Below are 20,653 nucleotides of genomic sequence, written 5' to 3'. Positions count from 1 at the left end.
CCGTTAAATGCCCAAATTCGCAAAAAAAAGAAAATTGAATTTTTTGTTGACATCTGCTCGGGCTATTGTTATTTTTAACGAACAAATTCACAAACTTTTCATGAGGAGAATATCTATGAAGAAATTGACAGTACTTGCAATAGCGCTTGGCTTTGCTTTTGTTCCTTCGTTCGCCCAGTACGACGACGAGAATTACGGAGAAACCCCCGCTGAAACCGAAGAAAGCAGCTACTCGACTGAGGAATCCACCCAGGCTGAACCCGCCGAAGAAGCCGAGACCGCCGCTCCTGCTGCGGAAAAGTCTTCTGACGATACCGACTACAAGAAATTCCGTCTTGGCGGTCATATCGGCGTCGGCTTCGGCGGTCTTGGCGATCTTTCTGCCATTGGCGGCTATGTGGGCGGTTCCCTCCGTTACTACATCAACAAGCAGTTGGCTGTCGCTCCCGAAGTGAACTTCATCTTCCGCTATTTCAGTGAAACCACCGACCGCGCTCCCGTTCCCGGGGCTTCGGGTTACGAATACGAATTTGAACAGGGCATCTCGCAAATCCTCATGGACGTGCCCGTGCTCGCCCGTTTCGAACCGCTTTCGTTCCTCTACGTGGAAGGCGGTCTCCGTCTTGCGTTCTGCCTTGCTGACATGTACTCGTCGCAGTACAACTACTATGATTCCTACGGCAACGAGACTGACGCCTACGCAAGCGCTCTTGTCGCCGCCGAAGACATTGAGACCAGCGGCGTTTATGTATCGCTTGTTCTCGGTGCCGGTGCGCAGTTCCACCAGGGTGGCCGCGACATGAACGTCGGTCTCCGCTTCATGTACGACTTCAACGGCGTAAGCGATGCTGTTGAAGACAATCCGAGCGCCTGGAACATCCAGCTTTCGCTGACCTACCTCCTCTAAGATAGGTCTCGCTGAACGGCAAGTCGGCCCGGCTTCTAGCCGGGCTTCTTGTTTTTTAGCGGGCTTCTTTTTTTATATTTCGTCCTGATGAACTACTTGGCTCTAGATTACGGAGAACATCGCGTCGGGGTCGCTTTTGCCGATTCCGAGCTACGTATGGCATTTTCACGCGAAACCATTGACCAGAAGACGACAAACTTGTTTGTACGGCTCGATGAACTCGTGAAGGTGAACAAGATTGATGCGTTCGTGGTGGGAATGCCGTATCACCCCGATGGCCGTACCGACGGCAAGAACGTGGTTGTGGAAAAGTTCGTCGAGGATTTGAAACTGCGGTTTCCGGGCCTGCCCGTGTACACGCAGGACGAATCTTACTCCAGCGTGCAGGCGCAGGAAAAGACTTCTTACTTTAGCAAGAAGAAAAAGCAAAAAAATAAGGCGGTAATCGACCAGTTGGCCGCCGCCATTATTCTGCAAAGATGGTTGGATGAGAACGGTTGAAAATAACGGTCGGGTTATTTTTTCTTGCGGGTCTGTTCCACGTAGGTTTGGTATTTTTTCTTGTCGGCCGCTTTACGAATCGGGGAGGCGTTGGCTTCGAATTGCTGGTGCAGTGTGGCCCAGAATTCGGACGGGTCCTTGTAGAGAATTTTGAGAACGTTGTAGAGGTCGAAACTGATTGGGGTCTTTTCCCCGCGTTCCCACTTGCCGATGGTGATTCGAGTAACGCCGGAATGTAAGCTTATGTATTCTTGAGTAAGGTTGAGTTCGCTTCTTCTGGCTTTAATAATTTTAGAAAGTTCCAGGTCAAAGGCCTTTTCTTCATCGTTCTTCAGTTTCATGGTAGAACTATTTAAAAAAAAACAACTAGCGGTTGTGAAAACATAAAACAGCATGTTGTGAACACAAGTTTTTGCTAATTGCCTTTTCCTGTAAACACTGAATTACAAAATATGTAAAACCAAGACCACATGTTTACAAAAAAAGGTGATTTTCCGTGAGGAAAGAAGATTTATTCTGCTTTTTTTCTATTTTCCACTCCAAAAACAGGAGTTTTTATGTCTGTACAAGTAATGGTAAATGGAATTCCGGGCAATATGGGCCGTATTGTGGCCGAAACTTGCGTTGCACGCGGCTTGGAACTTGTCCCGTATTCGTTGACGGGTGAGATTATCGTGGAAAACGAGGCTGAGGTGGCGGGGAAGACCATCCAGCTCTTGAAGCCGAGCAACCGCGAAGAACGCATTGGCGAGGTACTGGCCAAGTACCCGAAAATGATTTGCATCGACTACACGCACCCGACGGCTGTAAACGACAACGCCGCATTCTACGTGAAGCACAAGATTCCCTTCGTGATGGGTACTACCGGCGGTGACCGCGAGGCGCTTGCGAAACTCGTAGCCGAAGCGAACCACCCGAGCGTGATTGCCCCGAACATGGCCAAACAGATTGTCGCCTTCCAGAGCATGATTGAATTCTTGGCGAAGGAATTCCCGACGGCGTTCAGCGGCTACAAGCTCTCCGTTGTGGAAAGCCACCAGAAGACGAAGGCCGACACGAGCGGTACGGCGAAGGCCGTTGTGGGAGATTTCCAGAAGATGGGATTCGATTTCTCCGTCGATGACATCGAGAAGGTTCGCAACGAAAAAGAACAGATGGAACGCATGCACGTGCCCGAGGAATACCTCGGCGGTCACGCCTTCCACACCTACAGCCTCGACAGCGCCGACGGTACGGTGCATTTCGAGTTCCAGCACAACGTGTGCGGCCGCAAGATTTACGCCGAAGGTACCGTGGATGCGGTGAACTTCCTCGCGTGCCACCTTGCAAACGGAACTGCCAAGCCCTTCAGCATGATGGACGTTCTCCGTTCCGGAAAGATGAGGTAAATGCGCTCGTATATCCTCCGACGTCTGCTGCTCATGGTCCCGACGCTTATCGGGATTTCGCTGGTGTGCTTTATTCTCATCCAGCTGTTGCCGGGCGGCCCCGTGGAGGAAATGATTTCGCGTGCGCAGCAGGCTGCCGCCATGAAGGGCGGGGTGGATGCCTCCAAGGCCTTGTCGCCCGACCAGATAGCACAAATCCAGGCGTACTTCGGTTTTGACCAGCCCGCCTGGAAGCGCTACCTGACTTGGCTCTGGAACGTACTGCACCTGGACCTGGGCTCGAGCTACACTTATGGCCTCCCGGTATGGGACGTCATCGTGAGCCGTTTCCCGATATCGCTCTTCTTCGGAATCACGTCGTTCTTCCTAAGTTATCTTGTATGTATTCCCCTCGGGCTCTGGAAGGCGGTGCATCACGGGAGCAAGCTTGATTCACTCAGTTCGGGTATCATTTTCTCGGGCTACGTGATGCCGGGTTATGCCCTGGGTATCCTTTTGATTATCTTCCTTGCGGGCGGGTCGTACCTCGATATTTTCCCGCTGGGGGGCCTCACGAGCGACGACTTCGAGGATTTTAGTTTGTTTGGAAAAATCGTGGACCTCGGGCACCACTTGATTCTTCCGATTTTCTGCTACATGATTAGCGAGTTCGCGTTCCTCACCTTCCTCATGAAGAATTCCGCGCTCGAGGAACTGGGCAAGGACTACATGCGCACCGCTCTCGCGAAGGGCATGAGCTTCAACCAGGCGCTCGTTCGCCATGCGCTCCGCAACGCGCTTATCCCGATTGCCACCCGCCTCTCCGAAATCTGCACGCTCATGTTCGCGGGCGCTCTTCTTATCGAGAAGGTCTTCGACATCGACGGCATGGGCCTTTTGTACTACAATTCCATGGTGAACCGCGACTACAACGTGGTCATGGGCATCATCTTCCTGAGCAGCCTCATGGCCATGGTGGGCCGCCTCTTCAGCGATATCCTCTACACGCTCGTGGACCCGAGAATCAAGTTCTCGTAAAGCCAATGACCAATGACCGATAACTAGAATTTTTTATTTGCTATATTAAAAATCATGAGTAACGAATCCTTGCAAATTTCTCCTGTTATCAAAGACTATCTGCTTTCTCGCTGCTATTCCGAGAATTTTACCGTTTCCTCGATTGCGGGGGCAGGCTCGGGCCGCCAGTATTTCCGCATTTCCGAAGGTTCCAGGTCGTGCGTGTTGCAGGTCTGTGCTGAAGTGAACGATGACTTTAGGCATTTTGTGGATTATTCCAAGACATTCAGGAATTACGGGCTGCCGGTGCCGCAGGTCTACGCTGTCGACGAGACGATGTGCCAGGTACTGCAAGAAGACCTGGGCAAGCGTTGCCTCCTCGACGAAGTGCTGCCGGTCGATCCTTTGCACCGCTCCGGCAACGAACGCATCATCTACCCGACGGTCATCGACGCCCTAGTCAAGTGGCAGGAGGCTAGCCAGTCCATATTCAGTTCCCATACGGAACTATGGATTAGGCGCTTCGATTTTGCTGCCCTCAAGTGGGAAACGGATTACTTTACCGAAAATTACCTGAAAGGCCTCAAGGGTATCAAGGAAATTCCGCAGAGCGTGCGCAATTGTTTCTCGCTCCTGGCCGTGGCTGTAGATGCTCAACCCAAGGTGCTGATGCACCGCGACTTCCAGAGCCAGAACATCATGGTCCGCCCGAATTCCGAAATCGCCTTTGTCGATTTCCAGGGTGCCCGCCGTGGGTCCGCTTTCTACGATATCGCGAGCCTCCTGTGGGATCCGTATGTCTCCTTGCCGGTTGAAATGATTAAGGACTTCTTTGAATATTGGCGCATGCAGAACAAGCGCGTTCAGGCCTATACCAAGGAAGACGCGTGGGACAGCTTTATCCAAGCCAGCTTGCAGCGCTTGATGCAGGCTCTCGGTGCCTACTGCTTCCTCAGCAGGGTCAAGGGTATCCAGAAGTTTGAAAAGTACATCGAGCCCGGTAAAAAGCAGCTTCTCGCGTTGCTTGGCGAATTCAAAAAGATTGTAAAGGCGACCGAGCCCGAGGCCATCGAGTTTATCGAGAAGGCTCTGAACGGCTAGATTTTCAGCGTCGAGAACCATGCTCCCGCTTTATTTTAAGCAATATTCTGCTTCCGAGCCTTTTAGTCGAGCGCTTGGTTTTGCCTATGACGCCCTTGTTCACTCGGGAGTCTCGTTCGATGCGCATGCCGTGTGGAATAGCCTGAGCGAACGGGTTGCGCAGGGGATCTACATGGGAGATGGACTCCTGTTGCCGCATACGCGCGTAAAAGGGCTCGCTGAGCCGCTGGCCGCGTTCGCCGTTTGCCCTGATGGCTTTGCCGGTGTGAATACGCGAGGTAACGAAAGGGCTCAGTTCTTGTGCGTGTTGCTTTCGCCCGCGGAGTCGGCCACGGCGCATACGCTCGTGATTGCGCAGTTGGCGAAAATGCTGCTTGATCCTGAATGGAAAGCGCGGGCGATTGCCGCCAAGAGCGACGAAGAACTCAAGTCCTTGTTCTAGGTTTTGTTGTGGCCTACCATTGCAGGGTGCCGGTGGCGTAAGCGCGGTAACCCTTGTAGTCGCCGAAGTAGCGGGCGTATCCGGCTCGGAAATCCATCCATCCCCAAGGAGAAAGCGAAAGCCTTGCGCCAAGCTCGGTGTATTTCTGGGTGGTCTCGTCGTTCAGAAACTTCTTATCTATGGCATCCTGGGGACCATGTATGTCGTCGATGTTTCCGCCGAATGCGGTGTCCTTTGCCACCTGGCTTGCAAATAGAGTCGCCGTTATGAACTTGTATGAAGCGCTCAGTTCGGTGTGGATTTCCTGGCTGTTGGGTCCGAGGTCGCTGCCGAGGTCTTGCGAGTAGCTGGCATAGGTATAGCCTCCGCCCTTGTGGTGCGTGTAAACCCAGGGCTCGATGCGCGTGTATTCGGAGAACATGTCGAGGCGGACGGGGCCGATGTAGAGGCTGTCGCGGGCGACGCCAATTGTCGCAGCCCACTTGTTGCCCCACCAGCTGTCATCGAACATGCTTGTGGGAGTTTTCATGTCATCCCAGAGGAGCTCGCCGTAAAATTCCCAGTGCGGTATCGTGCGGACGCTCAGGTCGAACGCGAGGGAGATGTTGTCCTGGTCTCCCTGTATGTGTTCCTGGAAGTTGTACATGATGAACGGGATGACATAATTCCATTCGAAGTCGCGGTCGGTGCTGTCGGCATCGGCATTGGGATTGGTGTTTGCGGGTTCCGTTGTAGAACCGTAAATGGCGGTTTCGGAAAGCCCTAGCGTGATGTTCTTGGGCAGGCGCAGGTTGAGCCTATGAGCATGCATGTACTTGCCCTTGTTTTTTACTTCGAACAACTTGGCTGCATATTGCGTATAGTCTATAGGGCCAATCGAGAACTTGTAGCCGAAGTAGGGCGTGGGGGCGGGAATCCACAGTCGGCTCGAAGAATCCTGCCATGGGCGGTAGAACGACCTGTCTCCGCGTAGGATGACATGGTTGTGGCGCGCGGGTCCGAATTCGATGTAGTCGAATCCGGCTAGCAGCGTAAACGGTTTGAGCGTGTAATCGACCTTGGCTGCGAACTGGTCCCACGTGCGCCTGTTTTCGCTCTGCTTGTTGTAAGGGAGGCCTTCGTTCGGATTGTAGAAGTTGTCGAAGATTTCCCTGTTGGTGAAGTCGTTGTTTACGTTGACCTGGGCTTCGAAATGAAAAGCATCCGTGAAATGCCCATCCAGGAAAAGGCGGACTGACATCTCGTTGTCGTAGTGCGTTGGCGCATTCTCGAAGTTCGTGATGGCGACGGAATCGACGAGTTGCGCCCGGATGTTCACTTCGTAGTTGCGTGCGGAGTCGACAAACGTGAAGTGAGCAGGCGTAGGGGGCGCACTTGCTGTTGCGCATATTGTTGCAAGAAGGATGAGCAGGGTTAAATATTTCATAAGCGTTACCATAGAGCCTCCTTGAGGAGGGCTAAGTGATGCTTGACGTAGGCGCGATTTCCCGAACCGTTCTTCCCGAGACAGCGGGGAAGGCTTGCCGCAATGCGGACAAGGCTTCGGCAGAAGCGGAACGATTTTGATAGCAGGTATCCGCGGAATCCGAAATGCTTCTTGAATACGTATTGCTGGGCGCGGTCGTGCTGAAGGGCGCGCTTGAGGTTGCCTTCGGATGAGCCGCCTCCGAGGTGGGTCAGTTCGACTTTGTTGCAGATGAAGAATCGTGCGCCCAGTTTGCGTGCGCGTAGGGCAAGGTCTGCATCTTCGTAATACATGAAAATCCGCTCGTCGAAGAATTCGCCCTCTTTCTGGAGCTCGTCGTAGAGGCTTCTGCCGAGCATCCAGCAGACCCCGCTTGCCCAGTGCGTTTCGGCATAGCCGCCTTTGTATGCAGGCTTGCCCTGCAAGATTCTTGCCGCCAGTGCTTCGTTGCGGAAAGCATTTGTGAAGAAAGGAATGCTCCCGATTCCTTCGGGACCGAGACCCGCAAAGTAGTTGGGCTGTTCGCTTCCGTCGGGATTTTGGACACGTGGAACGACGATGGCGTATTTGTAGGTTTTAATTTGCAGGTCGAACGCATCTCGCAGTTGCGGAATCATTTGGCTGTCGAATCGCGTGTCGTTGTTCAGGAGGCAAATTGCGTCAAAGTTCTCGCCGTCGCGAATGAGAGAGCGGATGGCAAGGTTGTTGGCCCTGCCGAACCCGAGGTTGCCTTCGCATGGGTATACATGGACCGAAGGAAAATTTTTTCTGATGTTTTCTGGAGTTCCGTCTGTGCTGGCATTGTCGGCTACGGCGACAATATAATTTTTTTTGTCTGCCAACTGTGCGGAAAGGTCGCGCAGGCAGTTCTGCGTCATTTCCCAGCCGTTGTAGGTGACGAGGATGATGGCGGTTTTCATTTTCCTGCCTCGCATGATGGAACTAGCTGGTCGAATGCCTGTAGCAGCAATCGGGCTGAATTTTCCCACTGGTACTGATTCAGAATCTCGATGCGCTCCTTTTCCTTGTCTAAGGGAATTTCAAATTCGCCTTTATTGAGGAAGGACTCGATGACGGCGGCAATGGAATCAGGATCATGTGCGTCAAAATAAATTCCGCACCCTTTTGCGATGCTCTCCATGACGGAATCTTTTGATGTGAGTACGGGGGTGCGGCATTTAAGGGCTTCTAGGACAGGCAGGCCGAATCCTTCATAGAAAGAAGGGAATATGACTGCAGCGCTTGTTGAATAAAGTTCCTGCAGTCTTTCATCGCTGACGAATCCGAGGTGGTGGATGTCGCTTGCGATTTTTGAATTCTGGATGAGTTTGTTTTCGCTGCTGTTGTTCCAGCCTTTGGGGCCCGTGAGGTTCAGGGGGACGTGTATTCCCTTGTCTGCCAATTTTTCCAAAGCGACAACCAGGTTCTTCAGGTTCTTGCGGGGTTCCAGGCTTCCGACAAAAAGGAACTGCTTCTTTCTTTCTGCGGGTGGCGGCGGGAGCGCGTTGCTGATGCCGCATGCGATGACCTTGACTTTTTCCATCGGGAAATCTGGCAGGAAATGATGGAGTTCCTGCCGGGTGAAGTCCGAGTTGACTGCGATGAAATCTGCGCACCGGATAGATTTCTCCCCAATGAGGGTGTTGATCCAGCGTACTGAGCGGCGCATGGTTTCGGGATATCGACGATAAACGAAATCATGTACGGTCAGAACTTTCTTGCATCTGGTCTTCCGCAGGGGAATCGTCTGTTCTGGGCCCCAAAAAAGGTCGATGCTGTTTTCGTCCAGCAATTGCGGTAGAACCTTCTGTTGCCATAAGATTCCTGGCAGTTTCTTGAAGAACCTGTTACCAGGATTCGGGCACGCCTTGAAACGGGGATTCGTAAGGGGGTAGTCTATGGGTTGCGGCGAAAAGAGAAAATAATCGTTCTTTGAGTCGATTTCCTGGAGTGCATTGAGCAACTGAGTAAGATAGCGGCCGATGCCACTATTGTTGTAGCGCAAGCACTTTATGTCGATCCCGATACGCATTAGTCTTTACCAAAGATTTTATGGGCGAGTGGAAGCCCTACTGCAGAAAACAGTTCGCGTTTTAAAGTCTTGATGGGCGAGTCTTTTAGGAACAGCTTTCTATGGTGGCGGATAATCCAGGGAAGTTTCGAGAGAACGAGCGGTTTCTGTAGACGAGTTCTGGAAAGATCTATCAGCTCGTTTGCGAACAGAATCTCTGCTTCGGTCAGTTTGAGTCGTTCCCTGTGGGTGAGCAAAGTCTCTACCCAACGGATGCGTTCTTCCAGTGTCTTTCGCATTGACTTGTCCGGAACACCGCCTACGGCATTTGCTCCATGGATGCGGTATTGGATGACGGAAACGTCGGTTGCCGCTATTCCGCCGTTTTTATCGGCAATCATCGCAATCCAGCGGTCGTGAACCGAGACTCCTTCGGGAATAGGGAGTACCGCATCCAGAAGGGAAACCCTGAAAAGCGACATGCAGCCGGTCACGTTGTTGATGCCGGCGATTTGATGCTCGATAGAAATGTGTTTCTCAATTTTTGCGAATTCACGCCAAGAATCGGCAATCTTGTTTCCGTCTCCGTCGATAACTTCGGCATCGCCAAAGACGAGCGAGGTCTTGGTCGAATCGATTTTCTTCTCTAGAACTTCGAGCTTTTGCGGGAGCCAGACATCGTCCTGGTCGGCAAGAGCGATCAGGTCGTCTTCGGTAATAAACTTCTGGGCGAGGGTGAGCGCATGCGAGAATGCGGCACGATGGCCCGTATTTTGCGGGAGCGCTTCGATTTGTAGGGGGAGTGTATCTCTGTATTTTTCAAGAATTTCACATGTCGAATCTTTTGAACCGTCATCGACCGCGATAATGACATCTGCCGGCCTGCTTTGCGCCACGAGAGAATCAAGCATCTTCGAAAGATACTTTTCGCCGTTGTAGGTTGCAAGGACTACGCAGATTCTGGCCATAATCCGAATATAGCAATCTTTGTTATTTGGGCTTATGCCATGCAGTTAATTTTTTTATTTTTATCGATATATGCCCGGCATGCCCAAGATAGTGTTTATTTGCGACAAGAACGAACGCACGAGTTTTGGCCGTTTGACCATGAACTTGCTCGATGCCGTATGCGGAAAGTTCGATGCGCATGTGCTTTGGCTTAAGACACCGAAGTTTTTTCCGGATGAGGTGAATGCGGAAAAATCGGCAAAGATGTCGGTCGCGGATACTCGCGGGTTTACGGCGCACGAGGTATGGGCGAAGTCGCTCTATACGGGATTTTTTGCATTCCGTTCTCCCCTGAAAAAGGTGTTGCGCGAAATTGCCCCGGATATCGTGTTCTTTATCCGTCCGGAACTCGGATTCCTGGTCCCCATGGCAAAATCGGCATGCCCGTCTGCTAAATCGGTGATGTTCGTGCACGATACGTTTGCCGAGACGCTCTACCCGCACAGTGTCAAGTTCAGGCTGTTGAACATGTTCTTTATTCGTCCGACAGTCTGCGCGGATTCTTTTGTCTATAATTCCGAATGGACCCGGGGCGAGGCTGCCAAGTATTTTGGCAAGAAGATGGCTGATGCGCCGGGGAAGGTAATCGGCTGCCCGATTGATTCCGCATTGTTCAATATGCCGGATTCACCCATGACACAGGAAGAACGTGCCGCGTTCCGCAAAAAACATGGGATGCGCAATTACAAGGGCATGTGCCTGAACGTGAGCCTTGACGAGCCGCGCAAGAATATCGATACATATTTCGAAATGGCTCGCCTTCGTCCCGATGTGGCCTTCGTGCGTGTAGGCAAGTTCTCGGAGCGGCTCAGGAACATCGTGAACGAGAAGAAACTCTACAACGTGTTCCATTTTAACGAGTTCAAAGCTTTGGAATTGCGTGAGTTCTACCGCCATGCCGACTTGATGGTTTATCCGAGTTTTCTGGAGGGCTTCGGGCTTCCGCCTATCGAGGCTATCGCTTGTGGCACGCCTGCGGTCGGGGCCGCGACGTCGGCTGTCAGGGAAAACCTTGCTGGCGTATGCCCTCTTGTTGATCCGCCGACCGATGCCGAGGCTTATGCCGCAGTTCTTGACCGCGTGCTTGCTGGCGAAAATGTCGTTGAAGAAACGGCTGCGAAAGCCTTGCTGGAACGCTGTTCCATGGAAAAATTTGCAAGCCGTGTTTGCGAGTTCCTAGAAAAGTTTGTCTAGACTCTCTTTTCTTAGCTTACTGAGAAGGGTTGCTTTTTCGCGTTTTTCTTGCAGGGCCCTGCGGTTGGCCCATAAATGGTGGATGCAACCGGCATGTCGCAGCAGAAACCGCCGTGATTTCCACAGTCCGAATGATTTGACCATGGCGTAGGCAAGGTCGTTGATGTTGCCGTAGGGGGTTCCTGCGGCTGTTCCCGAAGCGACTAGGTAGGGAACGGAAAACATCGATCCTCCGGCATGGAGCATGCGGAAGGAATAATCTGCAAGCTGTTCTTCCGTCGAGAGTTCGTCATCGAATCTGCCGGTGCGCTGGACGATGCGGCGCGAAAATGCTGCTAAATAGGGGTGCGGCGCGGCCACGTATCGGAGCGGGGCGTTTTCTTCGAGCATAGCAATCCCTGTGCGCTTGTCGAACCTGAATCCCGAAAGGAATTTCCCGGTAGTCGTGTCGTGGATGCGCGGGGCGAATGCGTCGACCATAGGAAACGAGGATATTGTCTCGGCGAGGTCGTTCAGGAATTTGCGGTCGATTTGTATGGAACTGTGGGCGAAAACGATCCATTCGGCATCGCTATCTAAAAGCTGTTCGTTAAATCTGTCTGTGGAAAACCACCCTAGAGCCTTGTCCGTGAAGGGAGGCGCCATCCTGTCGCCCCATACAAAAACATCGAACTGCCGCATGGGTCACTCCGCTACAGCCCTACGCGAAGACCGATGCGGTGCTCGAAACCGAGCCCCTGGGCGAGGTAGGAGAAGGAGTAGTCGAGGGAGAATAGTTGACTCGTGTAGCCGAGGCCCGCACTGAGCATGCGCCCGGACTGGGATTCGTCGGGCCTGCTGCTTGCCGAGATGAGCTGCTTGAAGTCGCGGGTGATGTCGAGCCAGGCGCGGGTGAAACCGGCGCGGACGAAGAAGCTTCCGCCAAGAGCGTATTCCCCGCCAAGTTCCAGGCGGGACTCCGCATAACGCGGAAATTCGCTCGCGGCTGTGACTGTGAGCCTCGGAAGGATGACCGGCCTGTAATACCCGGCAATGGTGAATGTCTGCGACATTGGGTAGTAGTCGTCTTGCGAATCGTCGGTGTAGTCCCGAAGGAGAGAACCGAAGTCGCGTGCCGTGAGAGCGAATCCGAATAATTTACTGGACGATTGCCACGAGATGCCCCAGTCGAAGGCGGCGCCCCAGGCAGTGCGGTCGCCCTTGTCGTCGGCGAGAGTTTCGGTTGCGAACTTGGCTGTAGCACCGACGTGGATGTGGGTCATCGGAAACGCAATGGTCGCTGTCGCGAGCTGGCTGAAGGGGTTGTAGTCCTTCCCGGTTTCGTTTCCGTATTCGTCGTAGCCGTTGATTGTTCCGTAGTCGAGCCAGTTGTATGAAATCTGGTAGATAAACTGCTTGTAGGTGGACGTGTAGGAGATGGACCCCTGGTTGTCTGCCATGTCGCCTGTTTGCCAGTGGATTTCACCGATGCGCTTGATCCCGTCCGGCATGCGCAGTGCTGCCGGGTTGATTTGAACGACGGTAGGGTCGGTGGAGGGGACAGCCGCTGCTGATTTTTCGAGGGCCGCGTTACGGGGACTGTCGAAAGTGCTCATGAAAGAGAACACTTCGTTTCCCTGGTCGTCTTGGGAAAAGTATGCGCTTGCACTTGTCGTTGACAACAATCCGCATGCGACAAACGAAATGACTTTACCCTTCAGATTCATGTGCTAAATTTACAAAAAAAGCAAAAAACGAACCGCCGACCTTTACAAAAAAGCGTTTTTTTCGTATATTTGGTCTGCTCGGGCTATTAGCTCAGTTGGTAGAGCAACGCCCTTTTAAGGCGTGGGTCGAAGGTTCGAGCCCTTCATAGCTCAGTGAAAAACCGGTTCCGAATTGTCGGGGCCGGTTTTTTCGTCCTTGCAGACTAAATAAAAAACCGAATGGGTTTGTCTCATTCGGCTTTTGAGTAAGCATTTGTTAGATCTACTCCCACGGCGCTTTCACTTTGTTCAAGCGCGTGTTCACGCGGCTCGGTCATGACAAAAAGCCAGCTTTTTGTCGCGACTCTCGCCTTATTCGAACTCGTTGCCGGACATCATATTCTAACGGATTTTGCTTCGGAAATATGATGCCCCGTTCTTTTGATTATTTGATATATCCACATTATCCAGCCTATACGATGGAATGTTATCAAATTGTTATCAGGCGTGATAACAAAAGGCTTGTGACAATCTTTGCGCGTGTTTATTATAGCGGAAATTATTCGTATTATCAAGCATTGCCCTACAGAAATTGCTCTCCGTCCTCGATCATGCCATGCTCACTTTTTCCGCGTTCCCGTATTTTCCGAGCCTCGAATCTCCTCGTGATAGAAATAATCCACAATCACGGGATGGCCCTGCGGTACTCTGCCGTAGGGCATTTCGTTGTCAACGAAGGGGCAATCGTACTTCTTCGCCATTTCCTCCGCTTTCTTCTCCAACGCCTCAAAATAGCTTCTGTCATGCTTGTTGTAAATCTCGTCATAGAGCTGCACAAGCTCGGGACGTTTCCCGGCGATATAGTCCAGAATGGTTTTCTTGAACCCGCCTCGCAGGTTCAGGTTTTCCAGCCAGAACAGGTCGCACTGATTCTTCACCCGCTCGAAAATTGCCTCAAAGTCCGTGATGCCGGGGAAGACGGGTGAGACAAAGCAGACCGTCCGAATGCCCGCGTCGTAGACCTGTTTCATGGCGGCAATGCGGCGCTCAATGCTCACAGCGGCGTCCATGTCGTTTTTGAAGTCCTCATCCAGCGTGTTGATCGACCACGACACCGTGACCTGCCCCAACTCCTTGAGCAGATCGAGGTCGCGCACGACGAGATCGGACTTCGTGCAGATCAGAATATCCGCGCCGCTGCCGCAGAGCTGCTCGAGCAGCTTCCGCGTGTTGCGGAAGTGTTCCTCCTGTGGGTTGTAGCCGTCGGTGACGGAGCCGATCACGACGCGCTGACCCGCGTATTTCTTCGGATTCTTGATCTCCGGCCAGTGTTTCACATCAAGGAAGGTGCCCCATTCCTCGCTGTGGCCGGTAAAGCGCTTCATAAACGACGCATAGCAATATTTGCAGGCGTGGGTGCAGCCCACATAGGGGTTGACCGAGTACCCGCCCACGGGCAGATTTGACTTAGTCATTACACTTTTGACGTCTTTTTCTCCGACGAGAATCCCATCCATCATTACTTGTGCCATGTTTTCTGTTCCTCCAAAACTCTGTTGAATGCGGCGGGCAACTCCTGTATCATCTGTTCCTCGCCCATAATGGGGACGAGGTCTTCCTTCCAAAACACCGGAATATCCAGCGTGTGCGCCTGCTCCATGAGCGAGTACGCCCACGCCGGTTCTGTGTGTATCTTTTTGCTTTGAGCGCCGGTCATGGTGCCGATGACGATCCAATCGACACCATGCAAGTCCACCTCGCCGGGATCATCGAACAGCGGCTCAAAGGTCGCGTGATAGTGCCTGGCGCGGACATTCTCCCGTAGTGCATAGACGCGCCACAGCTCGGAGCGCCGCGTGACTGTCACGCCAAACCATGCGTTGTCGAGGTCGCAGTCGATGTCCAGCAGATCGGGGCGCTTGGAGAGAAACAAAAACTGGTGCTGCGGATTCTCCGCGATTTTGGCAAACACCTGCTCGCACCATTCCGGCTTCCAGCCGGAGAGATCGCTCATGCCGGTGAGCAGGAAGTTCTGAGGCTTCGGCTTCTCCATTAGCCGCAGCTTGTTCGGAAAGAACTCCGGCTGGGAGAAGTCGTCGATCATGTGATACCGCTTGACGTTGTTCCTCGCGTAACAGTAAGAACATCCCACCGTGCAGCCGATCACCAGATTCATATTCTGAATCAGATCCTTGATGCAAACCGACATATTACAGCGCCTCCTCAACATTTGTGAGCACCCGGCGCAGATAACCCTCCAGCGCGTCGATTTCCTCCGAGGAAAAGCCCTTGTAATAAATGCTTTCGATCTCCGCTGTGACCGCGTTGTAATCCTGCTCCAACGCCTTTGCCTCGTCGGTGAGATAAATCAAAATCTTCCGCCGGTCGTGGTCGCCCCTGTCCCGCCGGACAAGCCCCGCTGCCTCCATACGGTCGAGCATACTGGTGAGCGTGTTCATGGCAAGCCCCGTCTCTTTGGAGAGCTTGCTAATAGGTACGCCGTCTCCTTGCCAGAGAATGTAGAGGATACGTCCCTGCGCGCCGTTGAATGCGTCGATATTCTTATCGCTGAGAATGCGGTCAAAAACACGGCCGCCCACCTGTTTAATCTGCGAGATCAAAAATCCGCCTTGTCTGCTCATTTCTGTTCACCGATAAAAGGGCGGTCTTTCAGACCGCCCTTCCTTTCTCATTACTTCTTCTGCGCTCCCGCCAACTCAGCGTAGCCGTTCCAGCCGAAGATCGCCTCTACGGAATCATCGGCAAACAAATTCTTCACATCACAGACGTGGATTACGTGGTCGTCAGCGTCTACCGTTTCAACAACTGCTGCGTGGATGGCAAGCCGCGTGGAAACTGGGATCTGAATGTCGGTGCCCTCGACTGACTTCATAGCAAGACCGAGCTTCTCTACCTTGTTGGTGTCCCGACCGGAAGATGTGCCGCAACCGATCAACGCGCCGGCCATATCCACGCCCGGAACCGTCAGAACGACTTCCTTGGTCTTGGCGAGCAGTTCCAGAGAATAAGCGCCCTTGTTGAGTGCAAACATGATCTTGCCGGGGTTGGTGGAGGCGTAAGTCCAGAACGCCAGTGTGGCAAGGTTTGTGGTTCCGTCACTCTTGCGCGTGCAGATCAGCGTCATCGGGTTGGGCGAGGTATATGCCGGAGCTTTTGCGATTTTGATGGTTTCCATATCAATCACCTTTCTTTTTTTCATTGAATTTGTGCCGTAAGGAATATTACTAAATAGAATGATATTTGTCAAGTCTTTTTATCGCGCTCCGATGCTGTGCCTCTGCCGTTGCATCCTCCTCTGCCGTTTCTGCTCTGCCTCGCGCTCCCGAATCGCCCTGACCTGCTCCTCCACCCTGTCCGCGCCATAGCCCCGGCATAAGGCGTCATAGTCCGCTGCGACCTGCTTCAAGCTCTTGTTCTCCTCTGCCAGCCGGTCAAAGGAGGCATCCAGCGAGGCGTAACGCTGTTGGAGCCGGTTATAACTATCGTTCAGCCGGTTGAAGCTGTTTATAAGGTCAAGATACTTGTTATAGAGCGCGCGCAGGACATCGACGATCTTCTTGTAGAGAGGTTTGGCCTTCTTCTCGCGGTACGACCGCGCCGTTTCCAGCGCACCCGCTTCGGGCAGCACCTTGTCAACATCATCGGAATATCGTCGCGCCAGCTCCTCGACCGCTTCGACCTTCGGTACCACGGCGTCAAGCTGGGCTTTTGCTTGTTGCGCCTTCTTCCTTGCCTCCTCCATCTCCTCGTTTCGTCGCTGTGTCTCCTCCGATGCATAGGCTGCTGCGTCCTGAATCCGTGCGAGGCGCTGCTGCTCCTGCTCCACCTTGAACTGCGTCACCGTCAGGTGTTCCTCGTTGCTGCCGACCTCGCCGCGCTCGATGTCCGTGTACCCGGCAGCGACCATGTGCCGATAGAAATCGTCCTGCAAAACGCTGTACGACTTCTTCAGTACCGGCTTGCCGTTCTTTTGGAGGATTGGCTCACCAATATCGTCCACTGCCGGTTTCGACGCCCATTTCTTGCTCCGGCTGACCTGCGTAATGACCTCTTTTACAGTACCACGCAGCGTGGGGTCTTTGCACCGCTTTGACCACAAAATCTCCTTTTTTACCACCGGCACATAGACCACATGGAGGTGGTAGTGGTACACGTCCTCACCCAACTGCTCCGACATGGCGCGGTTGCGCTCGTCGGCGTGCATGACGGCGGACAGGATGTACTGCTCGCCGCCGACGATCTCCACCGCTGCCCGGTACGCCTCCTCATAGAACTGCCGCGCGTAGTCATACCCGCCGTGGTTGTAGAAGTAGGCGGAGTTGACGTCAAACACCAGCTCGCAGAACTTGGTGGCGTCGGGTTTCAAGCCGCGCGTCGAGATGACCTTTTCTTCCTCCATCTTGCTGAACATCCCAACATAATCGTCCGTGGGCGCTTTGAAGTGGACGTTAAGCTCCGCGCGCTCCGGCACGATGTCGGGATTGACATAGGTTTTCTTCTCACGCTCGTTGTGCGCCTGCGTGTTGCCGATGTTGGCGTCGGACACGTTGACGTTGCGGACACAGGTACGGTCTCCCGTGTTTCTTGCCATCGTAAATCACATCCTTTCGTTGAGATACGCCCCGCCGGGGTCGGAGGGCACTTCCTGCGGGAAGTGTAATAACCCACTATGACACTTTCAGTCTTGCGGCTGCAAAGTGTCGTGGGCTCTCCGAGGGGGCTGCCGGAAGTGTCTGCCCGCTGCGGCGTCCAGACACTCCCGGAGGGGCGCTGCCCCTGTCAACTGCGGTTGACTCCCCGGCAGGGCTGCCCTTTGTAAAGGGCACCCTGCACCCCGCCGAATCGTCGGCATAAGCTCCATATCGCTCGCCCCCGCGCATGGCGCGAGGGCTCGTTTATTCCGCTGTGCCTCCTCTCCCCAAAAAGTCTTGCGACTTTTCGGAGACCCCATCGCCGCGACGGTCGCAACGGTTGCGACGGTTTATTTGTACCGTCTCAAATACCGTTGCAACCGTCGCAAGCGTCGCGCTTACGTCAGAGCCGCATCACCGGCAGACAGCAAACGAAGGTATATCCGCCTGCCCTCATGCCGCAGTTTCCGTCCGTATTCGATGTTGTAGTCGCTTCTGAGCCGCGCTGAATTGACATTGAGGTATCTGGTCAGCGCGTTTGCCGCCATATCGGCATCGACCACACTGACCAGCTCAGAGGGGCTGCCGCTCCATTCCGGCGCGTCCGGCGTCACCAGCGCCGCCACCTTTTCAAGCAGCGGGTCGGGCGGTGCTTTCCATAGTTCCCGCTCCGCGTGGTCAAGCTGCCAAACCAAACTATCCTGATCTCGCGTCAGGTGGAGCCGTTGGTCGGGCTGGTCGCGGCCTACTACGTCCAGCGTGGCGTTTAGGTCGGTACGCTTCTCCTTGCGGAGCAGCAGCGCGCCGTCCGCGCAGCCGAGCAGGCCCGTCGTGCCGGAGATCATGTCAAAGGCGTCATCCGCCGCTTGCTTGCGCGTGTGGTGTACCAACAGGAGACAGATGCCCCTACTGGCCGCAAAGCCCTTGAGCTGACCGATGGCGTCGTAATCGCCGGAGTAGCTGTATGCCTCTCCGATGGCGTCGCGCACCTTTTGGAGCGTGTCGATGATGACCAGCCTTGTGTCGGGACGGTCTTTCAGAAAATTATCGAGCTGTTCGACGAGACCAAGCCCGATCTGCGCCGACGTGATGGCAAAGTGCAGGTTGTCCGTCCCCTCCACGCCGAACATCCGGGACATACGCCCCTGCAACCTTTGGTAATCGTCCTCCAGCGCCAGATAGAGGACGCCGCCTTGCCGGACAGGGTAGTCCCAGAGCGTGTGTCCCATGCTGACATGGTAGGCAAGCTGGGCAACGAGGAACGACTTGCCGATCTTCGGCGCGCCAGCCAGCAGATACGTCCCGGCGTACAGCAGACCGTCGATCAACGGCGGCCTGCTGGTAAAGGAACAGTCAAACAAATCGTTCATGGACAGGGTGTTGAGGTGCATCGGGTCGCAGAAACGCTGGACTTCCAGCAACTTTTTCTTGTATTCCGCATCCTCGTCTGTTATACTGATGTTTTCTTTAGTGAGTGACTGCCCCACATCTGCGCCAACAGATGCGATAGGGGCGGTCATTTCATTTTTGTCGTTCATCCCGTTTCCTCCTTCATGCCGTTCATGATCGCGGCGATCATGCCGATTACGTCCAGCAGGTCGTCATCGACGCCTGCCCCGGCCTCAATGCGCCGCAGCTCGTCCAGCACGGCGGCGAGCTGGTTCCGCAGCGCCTTGAACACCCTCGGATTGCCCTGCACCACCACCTCGCGGTCAGTCAGGCGTCGCGTGATGTAGTCCTGCTTGGTCAGTCCCGAGAGCCGCACGGCGGTTTCGATCAAACTGTCCTCCTCCGGCGACACCCGGAACGCGACGGTGACGTTGCGCCAGCGGTTGTGCTCGTCACGGTTCTTTGCTGACATATTCAACTCCCCCTTTCCATGTTCAGCTTGTCCGCCATCTCCGTCTGCTTGGACGGAAACAGATGTGCGTAATGATAGGTGATGTCAATGCTCTCATGCCCCACCCGGTCGGCAATTGCCACCGCCGAGAAACCCATGTCGATCAATAGCGAAATGTGCGAATGTCTGAGGTCATGGATTCTGATGCGCTTGACCCCAGCCTCCTTCGCACCCCTGTCCATCTCGTGGTGGAGATAGCTTTTCGTGACGGTGAAGATGCGATCCTTCTTCTTGACACCGTAGAGCATACCGATGTAATCCTTCATCTCGTCCCGCAGGAAATCAGGCATCTTGATGGTACGGTTGCTTTTCGGGGTTTTTGGCGTGGTGATCACATCCTCGCCATGGAGCCGCTGATAGGACTTGTTAATCCTCACCGTCCCAGCCTCGAAATCAAAGTCTGACGGGGTGAGCGCCAGCAACTCCCCCTCGCGGATACCGCACCAGTAGAGCATCTCGAAAGCGTAGTAAGAGAGGGGCTTGTCCATCATGGCATCCGCGAACCGCTGATACTCCGCCTTTGTCCAGAACAGCATCTCCTTCCGTTCCTCCACTCCCATGTTCCCGGCTTTGGCTGCGGGATTGGAACGCAGATCATAGTAGCGGACGGCGTGATTGAAGATGGCGCTGAGCTGGTTGTGCAGAGACTTGAGATAGGTCTGCGAGTAGGGCTTGCGCTTCTCGTCCCGGTAGGCGAGCATCTCGTTCTGCCATGCGATCACATCCTTGGTGGTGATCTCGCTAATCTTCCGCTTGCCGAAATAGGGCAATATCTTTTGCTGGATGATGTTGTCCTTGGTCAGCCACGTGTTTTCTTTCAGCCGGGGCTTCTTATCCTTGGTGTAAAGCTCCACAAAGGCTTCAAAGGTCATATCCAGATCGGAGCAGGTCTGTAACTTGAAACCGTGCTCCCAATCCTGCGCATCCCGCTTGGTGGGAAAGCCCCGCTTGCACTTCTGCCTGCGCGCTCCCGTCCAGTCGCAATACCGCGCCATGACGTACCATGTACCCCGTTTTTCGTCCTTAAATACCGGCATCCTTGTTCACTTCCTTTCCGGTTCCGTAGAAACGTTCATTAAAATACTGGCGATTGACTCGCCCCGAGATGGTGATGAAGCCCTTGCTTTTCAGTTCCTCGTTGAGCTGCCGAATGAGCTTGTAGGCATAGGGCTTCGACACGTCCAACTCTTTTGCGACTTCTTCTGCCCGAATAAATTTGTTATCCATGCTGCTTCCTCCTTTCCTCAATGATAACGCTTTTTGTTTAGCGTATGCTGATTATACTAACTCTTTTCCGTTATGTCAAGGTCTTGCGAGTGGGTAAATATAAACAAATTTATTTAATTTCTCTTGACGAATCTAAACAAATATGCTATGCTCTGTATGTCATCAAAAGAAAGATA

General features: G+C 53.6%; 23 protein-coding genes and 1 tRNA gene. 8 read left to right on the top strand and 16 right to left on the bottom strand.

The window, feature by feature from the left end; all coding sequences use genetic code 11:
- The first annotated feature begins 115 nt into the window (after positions 1-115).
- Both B2952_RS01440 and ruvX read left to right on the top strand, forming a co-directional pair.
- Positions 116-907 (top strand): outer membrane beta-barrel protein, encoded by a 792-nt coding sequence (locus tag B2952_RS01440; RefSeq protein WP_290731379.1) that lies wholly within the window; start codon positions 116-118, stop codon positions 905-907.
- Positions 908-994: 87 nt separating this feature from the next.
- Positions 995-1,408: a Holliday junction resolvase RuvX gene (gene ruvX / locus B2952_RS01435; RefSeq protein ID WP_173305466.1), complete on the top strand. Its 414-nt coding sequence runs from the start codon at positions 995-997 to the stop codon at positions 1,406-1,408.
- 14 nt (positions 1,409-1,422) lie between these two features.
- Here the strand turns inward: ruvX and B2952_RS01430 are convergent, their stop codons facing one another.
- Positions 1,423-1,749, bottom strand: a complete 327-nt coding sequence (locus B2952_RS01430) for a helix-turn-helix domain-containing protein (RefSeq protein ID WP_173380749.1) — start codon at positions 1,747-1,749, stop codon at positions 1,423-1,425.
- 216 nt (positions 1,750-1,965) lie between these two features.
- Here B2952_RS01430 and dapB point away from each other — a divergent pair, with 216 nt between their 5' ends.
- The 4 genes from dapB to B2952_RS01410 are packed head-to-tail and all read left to right on the top strand — an operon-like array spanning position 1,966 to position 5,335.
- Positions 1,966-2,796, top strand: a complete 831-nt coding sequence (gene dapB, locus B2952_RS01425) for a dihydrodipicolinate reductase (protein WP_173380750.1) — start codon at positions 1,966-1,968, stop codon at positions 2,794-2,796.
- The gene (locus B2952_RS01420) at positions 2,797-3,813 is read left to right on the top strand and encodes an ABC transporter permease subunit (RefSeq protein ID WP_173380751.1); all 1,017 of its coding nucleotides are present in this window, start codon (positions 2,797-2,799) and stop codon (positions 3,811-3,813) included.
- A gap of 54 nt (positions 3,814-3,867) precedes the next feature.
- A complete protein-coding gene (locus tag B2952_RS01415) occupies positions 3,868-4,893 on the top strand; it encodes an aminoglycoside phosphotransferase family protein (protein ID WP_173380752.1) in 1,026 nt (341 codons plus the stop codon).
- Between the two features lie 19 nt (positions 4,894-4,912).
- On the top strand, positions 4,913-5,335 hold the full coding sequence (locus tag B2952_RS01410) for a PTS sugar transporter subunit IIA (RefSeq protein WP_173380753.1): 423 nt from the start codon (positions 4,913-4,915) through the stop codon (positions 5,333-5,335).
- 13 nt (positions 5,336-5,348) lie between these two features.
- Here the strand turns inward: B2952_RS01410 and B2952_RS01405 are convergent, their stop codons facing one another.
- Genes B2952_RS01405 through B2952_RS01390 form a run of 4 tightly spaced genes read right to left on the bottom strand, consistent with a single transcriptional unit; the run spans position 5,349 to position 9,779 of the window.
- On the bottom strand, positions 5,349-6,773 hold the full coding sequence (locus B2952_RS01405) for a capsule assembly Wzi family protein (protein ID WP_173380754.1): 1,425 nt from the start codon (positions 6,771-6,773) through the stop codon (positions 5,349-5,351).
- Positions 6,767-7,720 (bottom strand): glycosyltransferase family 2 protein, encoded by a 954-nt coding sequence (locus B2952_RS01400; protein WP_290731389.1) that lies wholly within the window; start codon positions 7,718-7,720, stop codon positions 6,767-6,769. Before B2952_RS01400 ends, B2952_RS01405 begins: the two co-directional genes overlap by 7 nt.
- Positions 7,717-8,832, bottom strand: a complete 1,116-nt coding sequence (locus B2952_RS01395; protein ID WP_290731392.1) for a glycosyltransferase family 4 protein — start codon at positions 8,830-8,832, stop codon at positions 7,717-7,719. Before B2952_RS01395 ends, B2952_RS01400 begins: the two co-directional genes overlap by 4 nt.
- A complete protein-coding gene (locus B2952_RS01390; protein ID WP_290731395.1) occupies positions 8,832-9,779 on the bottom strand; it encodes a glycosyltransferase in 948 nt (315 codons plus the stop codon). The genes B2952_RS01395 and B2952_RS01390 overlap by 1 nt, the downstream gene beginning before the upstream one ends.
- A 79-nt stretch (positions 9,780-9,858) precedes the next feature.
- Here B2952_RS01390 and B2952_RS01385 point away from each other — a divergent pair, with 79 nt between their 5' ends.
- Positions 9,859-11,013, top strand: a complete 1,155-nt coding sequence (locus B2952_RS01385) for a glycosyltransferase (RefSeq protein WP_290731398.1) — start codon at positions 9,859-9,861, stop codon at positions 11,011-11,013.
- Here B2952_RS01385 and B2952_RS01380 read toward each other — a convergent pair.
- Together B2952_RS01380 and B2952_RS01375 are read right to left on the bottom strand one after the other, a co-directional pair.
- A complete protein-coding gene (locus B2952_RS01380; RefSeq protein ID WP_290731401.1) occupies positions 10,996-11,694 on the bottom strand; it encodes a hypothetical protein in 699 nt (232 codons plus the stop codon). The genes B2952_RS01385 and B2952_RS01380 overlap by 18 nt on opposite strands.
- An 11-nt stretch (positions 11,695-11,705) precedes the next feature.
- The gene (locus tag B2952_RS01375) at positions 11,706-12,719 is read right to left on the bottom strand and encodes a hypothetical protein (RefSeq protein WP_290731404.1); all 1,014 of its coding nucleotides are present in this window, start codon (positions 12,717-12,719) and stop codon (positions 11,706-11,708) included.
- 80 nt (positions 12,720-12,799) lie between these two features.
- Between B2952_RS01375 and B2952_RS01370 the strand changes: the two genes are divergently transcribed.
- Positions 12,800-12,872, top strand: a tRNA-Lys gene (locus B2952_RS01370).
- Positions 12,873-13,318: 446 nt separating this feature from the next.
- Here the strand turns inward: B2952_RS01370 and B2952_RS01365 are convergent.
- The 9 genes from B2952_RS01365 to B2952_RS01325 all read right to left on the bottom strand — a co-directional run bounded on the left by B2952_RS01365 (position 13,319) and on the right by B2952_RS01325 (position 20,477).
- Positions 13,319-14,230 carry a radical SAM mobile pair protein B gene (locus tag B2952_RS01365; RefSeq protein WP_290781465.1) on the bottom strand — a complete coding sequence of 304 codons (912 nt, stop codon included), beginning with the start codon at positions 14,228-14,230 and terminating at the stop codon, positions 13,319-13,321.
- Entirely contained in the window at positions 14,218-14,907 is a 690-nt protein-coding gene (locus B2952_RS01360; RefSeq protein ID WP_290760975.1) for a radical SAM mobile pair protein A, read from the bottom strand. The genes B2952_RS01365 and B2952_RS01360 overlap by 13 nt, the downstream gene beginning before the upstream one ends.
- 1 nt (position 14,908) lies before the next feature.
- Positions 14,909-15,340 (bottom strand): MarR family transcriptional regulator, encoded by a 432-nt coding sequence (locus tag B2952_RS01355; protein ID WP_290760977.1) that lies wholly within the window; start codon positions 15,338-15,340, stop codon positions 14,909-14,911.
- Positions 15,341-15,390: 50 nt separating this feature from the next.
- Complete coding sequence (locus tag B2952_RS01350) at positions 15,391-15,894, bottom strand: flavin reductase family protein (protein ID WP_290781463.1); 504 nt, start codon at positions 15,892-15,894, stop codon at positions 15,391-15,393.
- A 78-nt stretch (positions 15,895-15,972) separates the two neighbouring features.
- Positions 15,973-17,310, bottom strand: coding sequence for a plasmid recombination protein (locus tag B2952_RS01345; RefSeq protein WP_290736329.1), 1,338 nt, complete (start codon positions 17,308-17,310; stop codon positions 15,973-15,975).
- Between the two features lie 438 nt (positions 17,311-17,748).
- Positions 17,749-18,888 (bottom strand): AAA family ATPase, encoded by a 1,140-nt coding sequence (locus B2952_RS01340; protein ID WP_290736326.1) that lies wholly within the window; start codon positions 18,886-18,888, stop codon positions 17,749-17,751.
- Positions 18,885-19,211 carry a plasmid mobilization protein gene (locus B2952_RS01335; protein WP_290736323.1) on the bottom strand — a complete coding sequence of 109 codons (327 nt, stop codon included), beginning with the start codon at positions 19,209-19,211 and terminating at the stop codon, positions 18,885-18,887. The genes B2952_RS01340 and B2952_RS01335 overlap by 4 nt, the downstream gene beginning before the upstream one ends.
- A gap of 2 nt (positions 19,212-19,213) precedes the next feature.
- Positions 19,214-20,287: a site-specific integrase gene (locus B2952_RS01330; RefSeq protein WP_290736320.1), complete on the bottom strand. Its 1,074-nt coding sequence runs from the start codon at positions 20,285-20,287 to the stop codon at positions 19,214-19,216.
- Positions 20,274-20,477 carry a LysR family transcriptional regulator gene (locus B2952_RS01325; RefSeq protein WP_290736317.1) on the bottom strand — a complete coding sequence of 68 codons (204 nt, stop codon included), beginning with the start codon at positions 20,475-20,477 and terminating at the stop codon, positions 20,274-20,276. The genes B2952_RS01330 and B2952_RS01325 overlap by 14 nt, the downstream gene beginning before the upstream one ends.
- Positions 20,478-20,653: the final 176 nt, after the last annotated feature.

The sequence above is a fragment of the Fibrobacter sp. UBA7003 genome, assembly GCA_002449765.1.
GTDB lineage: Bacteria > Fibrobacterota > Fibrobacteria > Fibrobacterales > Fibrobacteraceae > Fibrobacter.
This window is presented reverse-complemented; position numbering and strand designations above follow the sequence as displayed.

What these genes read in the sequence shown, in the direction of transcription:
- B2952_RS01440 (WP_290731379.1), top strand. Translation starts at nt 116, where the DNA reads ATGAAGAAATTGACAGTACTTGCAATAGCGCTTGGCTTTGCTTTTGTT.
- ruvX (WP_173305466.1), top strand. Translation starts at nt 995, where the DNA reads ATGAACTACTTGGCTCTAGATTACGGAGAACATCGCGTCGGGGTCGCT.
- B2952_RS01430 (WP_173380749.1), bottom strand. Translation starts at nt 1,749, where the DNA reads ATGAAACTGAAGAACGATGAAGAAAAGGCCTTTGACCTGGAACTTTCT.
- dapB (WP_173380750.1), top strand. Translation starts at nt 1,966, where the DNA reads ATGTCTGTACAAGTAATGGTAAATGGAATTCCGGGCAATATGGGCCGT.
- B2952_RS01420 (WP_173380751.1), top strand. Translation starts at nt 2,797, where the DNA reads ATGCGCTCGTATATCCTCCGACGTCTGCTGCTCATGGTCCCGACGCTT.
- B2952_RS01415 (WP_173380752.1), top strand. Translation starts at nt 3,868, where the DNA reads ATGAGTAACGAATCCTTGCAAATTTCTCCTGTTATCAAAGACTATCTG.
- B2952_RS01410 (WP_173380753.1), top strand. Translation starts at nt 4,913, where the DNA reads ATGCTCCCGCTTTATTTTAAGCAATATTCTGCTTCCGAGCCTTTTAGT.
- B2952_RS01405 (WP_173380754.1), bottom strand. Translation starts at nt 6,773, where the DNA reads ATGGTAACGCTTATGAAATATTTAACCCTGCTCATCCTTCTTGCAACA.
- B2952_RS01400 (WP_290731389.1), bottom strand. Translation starts at nt 7,720, where the DNA reads ATGAAAACCGCCATCATCCTCGTCACCTACAACGGCTGGGAAATGACG.
- B2952_RS01395 (WP_290731392.1), bottom strand. Translation starts at nt 8,832, where the DNA reads ATGCGTATCGGGATCGACATAAAGTGCTTGCGCTACAACAATAGTGGC.
- B2952_RS01390 (WP_290731395.1), bottom strand. Translation starts at nt 9,779, where the DNA reads ATGGCCAGAATCTGCGTAGTCCTTGCAACCTACAACGGCGAAAAGTAT.
- B2952_RS01385 (WP_290731398.1), top strand. Translation starts at nt 9,859, where the DNA reads ATGCCCAAGATAGTGTTTATTTGCGACAAGAACGAACGCACGAGTTTT.
- B2952_RS01380 (WP_290731401.1), bottom strand. Translation starts at nt 11,694, where the DNA reads ATGCGGCAGTTCGATGTTTTTGTATGGGGCGACAGGATGGCGCCTCCC.
- B2952_RS01375 (WP_290731404.1), bottom strand. Translation starts at nt 12,719, where the DNA reads ATGAATCTGAAGGGTAAAGTCATTTCGTTTGTCGCATGCGGATTGTTG.
- B2952_RS01365 (WP_290781465.1), bottom strand. Translation starts at nt 14,230, where the DNA reads ATGGCACAAGTAATGATGGATGGGATTCTCGTCGGAGAAAAAGACGTC.
- B2952_RS01360 (WP_290760975.1), bottom strand. Translation starts at nt 14,907, where the DNA reads ATGTCGGTTTGCATCAAGGATCTGATTCAGAATATGAATCTGGTGATC.
- B2952_RS01355 (WP_290760977.1), bottom strand. Translation starts at nt 15,340, where the DNA reads ATGAGCAGACAAGGCGGATTTTTGATCTCGCAGATTAAACAGGTGGGC.
- B2952_RS01350 (WP_290781463.1), bottom strand. Translation starts at nt 15,894, where the DNA reads ATGGAAACCATCAAAATCGCAAAAGCTCCGGCATATACCTCGCCCAAC.
- B2952_RS01345 (WP_290736329.1), bottom strand. Translation starts at nt 17,310, where the DNA reads ATGGCAAGAAACACGGGAGACCGTACCTGTGTCCGCAACGTCAACGTG.
- B2952_RS01340 (WP_290736326.1), bottom strand. Translation starts at nt 18,888, where the DNA reads ATGAACGACAAAAATGAAATGACCGCCCCTATCGCATCTGTTGGCGCA.
- B2952_RS01335 (WP_290736323.1), bottom strand. Translation starts at nt 19,211, where the DNA reads ATGTCAGCAAAGAACCGTGACGAGCACAACCGCTGGCGCAACGTCACC.
- B2952_RS01330 (WP_290736320.1), bottom strand. Translation starts at nt 20,287, where the DNA reads ATGCCGGTATTTAAGGACGAAAAACGGGGTACATGGTACGTCATGGCG.
- B2952_RS01325 (WP_290736317.1), bottom strand. Translation starts at nt 20,477, where the DNA reads ATGGATAACAAATTTATTCGGGCAGAAGAAGTCGCAAAAGAGTTGGAC.